Origin of the sequence: Rothia sp. HMSC075F09 (genome assembly GCF_001810515.1) — a bacterium.
GTDB lineage: Bacteria > Actinomycetota > Actinomycetes > Actinomycetales > Micrococcaceae > Rothia.
Genome location: NZ_KV801780.1, coordinates 279,085 through 281,028 on the forward strand (window position 1 = coordinate 279,085; position 1,944 = coordinate 281,028).

At 61.0% G+C, this 1,944-nt stretch carries 1 protein-coding gene; it reads right to left on the reverse strand.

All coding sequences use genetic code 11. The features are described 5' to 3' along the window. Positions 1-168: 168 nt before the first annotated feature. Positions 169-1,944: LPXTG cell wall anchor domain-containing protein (locus tag HMPREF2749_RS03010; protein ID WP_246823490.1), on the reverse strand; the 1,776-nt coding region annotated here is incomplete at its 5' end.

Genomic DNA, 1,944 nt, shown 5'->3' on the forward strand with positions numbered 1-1,944 from the left:
CCCCCCCCCCAGATCCAAAGAACAGCTCAACAAAAACTGCTGGCACGCAAAAAACTGCTGGCATGCAAAAGTGCCGCCAATACCCTTTCAGAGTATTGGCGGCACTTGAATCACTCACCTTACGGCGAGTATCAGATATTCAGAGCCTAGCCTATAGAGGCTGAGCTATTAGAGGCTGCGGCGGCGCAGGAGCATCAGTGCGGCACCAGCAATCAGAGCTGCGGCGCCAACGCCTGCGATACCTGCAACACCCTCAGCACCGGTGTGTGCCAGCTGCTGCTTCGAGGAGGAGGAAGCCTGAGCCGAGCCCTTGGTGCCGGAGACGCCTACAGTGTGGCCCTTGGAGCTAGAGGAGGTAGCAGCGGATGCGTTACCAACCTTAGCCTTGGGTGCCTGAGAAGAGGGCATGCGGGTCTCGGTTACGACAACCGAACCGTCTTCGCGCATTTCAGCGGTGAAGACGCTGGTGGTGCCGTCGCCGTTATCGCGAACGGTGGTGCTCTCGTCCTCGGTAGCTGCCGGCAGGGTCGGTGCGGGGTTGTTCGCATCGCTCACGGTGGCGGTGGTGACTGCAACCTGGTGTACCGGGCCGTTGGGGTCGCTGGTTGCCACCATTGCGTAGGCGTAACCGGGCTGCAGCAGTTCAGCAAGAACGCTGACCTTGACGCGGAAGGTGCCGTTCACGATTTCAGAAGCGGGTACGTCGTGGGTTGCCAGAGCGTCGCCGGTGATGTTGCCGTTTGCATCCAGGCGGAAGATAGCGATCTGCACACCGTTAGCGACGGACTCGTGGGTGAAGCCGGAGCCGTTGAAGGTCAGGACGTTGTACTGATCGTTCGGGTTCAGGGAAGCGTCCTCGGTGGTGAGGGTTGCGTTCTCGGGTGCTGCGGGAGCCTCCGGAGCGGGGGTCTCGTCAGCCTTGGGGGTCTCAGTCTTAGGTGCTTCCGGAGCAGGAGTTTCTTCCTTGGGTGCTTCAGTCTTGGGAGCCTCGGGTGCCGGGGTCTCGTCAGCCTTCGGGGTCTCCGGTGCCGGGGTCACGGGAGCGGGAGTCTCGTCAGCCTTGGGGGTCTCCGGTGCCGGGGTCACGGGAGCGGGGGTCTCTTTGTTCTTGGGTGCCTCGGGAGAGGTGGACTCGGTGACCTTGAAGGAGGAGAGAGCCACGAGCTTCTGGTCAGCCTGAGCAGCCTGAGGGTTGCTCACAGCAACCAGAGCGTAGGAAGCGCCGGCGGGCAGCTTGCTTGCCTCGACAGTGAAGGAAGTCTTGAAGGAGCCATCCTGAATCTGGTCCGCAGACACGGACACGGTGGTAATGACGTCGCCGGTAATCTGCTGGTTCTCATCCAGCGCGTAGATGCTGACCTGAACGCCGGGGCCGACCTTCTCGCCGTAGAAGCCGGTACCAACAACGCTCACGGTGTTAAACTGCGCATCACCGGAGAAGCGTGCGTTCTCGATGGAGACGAAGGGGTTAGCCTGCTTCACCTCGGGAGCCGGGGTGGAGGGAGTGGTGGGCTCGGGGGTTGCGGGAGCAGGGGTCTCAGCCTTAGGAGTCTCAGCCTTAGGGGTTTCAGCCTTAGGTGCTTCGGTTGCCTCAGCCTTAGGTGCTTCAGCCTTAGGAGCTTCGGTTGCCTCAGCCTTGGGAGCCTCAGCCTTAGGTGCTTCAGCCTTAGGAGCTTCGGTTGCCTCAGCCTTAGGTGCTTCGGTTGCCTCAGCCTTAGGAGTCTCAGCCTTGGGGGTTTCAGCCTTAGGTGCTTCGGTTGCCTCAGCCTTAGGTGCTTCAGCCTTAGGAGCTTCGGTTGCCTCAGCCTTGGGAGCCTCAGCCTTAGGTGCTTCAGCCTTAGGAGCTTCGGTTGCCTCAGCCTTAGGTGCTTCGGTTGCCTCAGCCTTAGGAGCTTCAGCCTTAGGAGCTTCAGTTGCCTCAGCCTTAGGTGCTTCGGTTGCCTC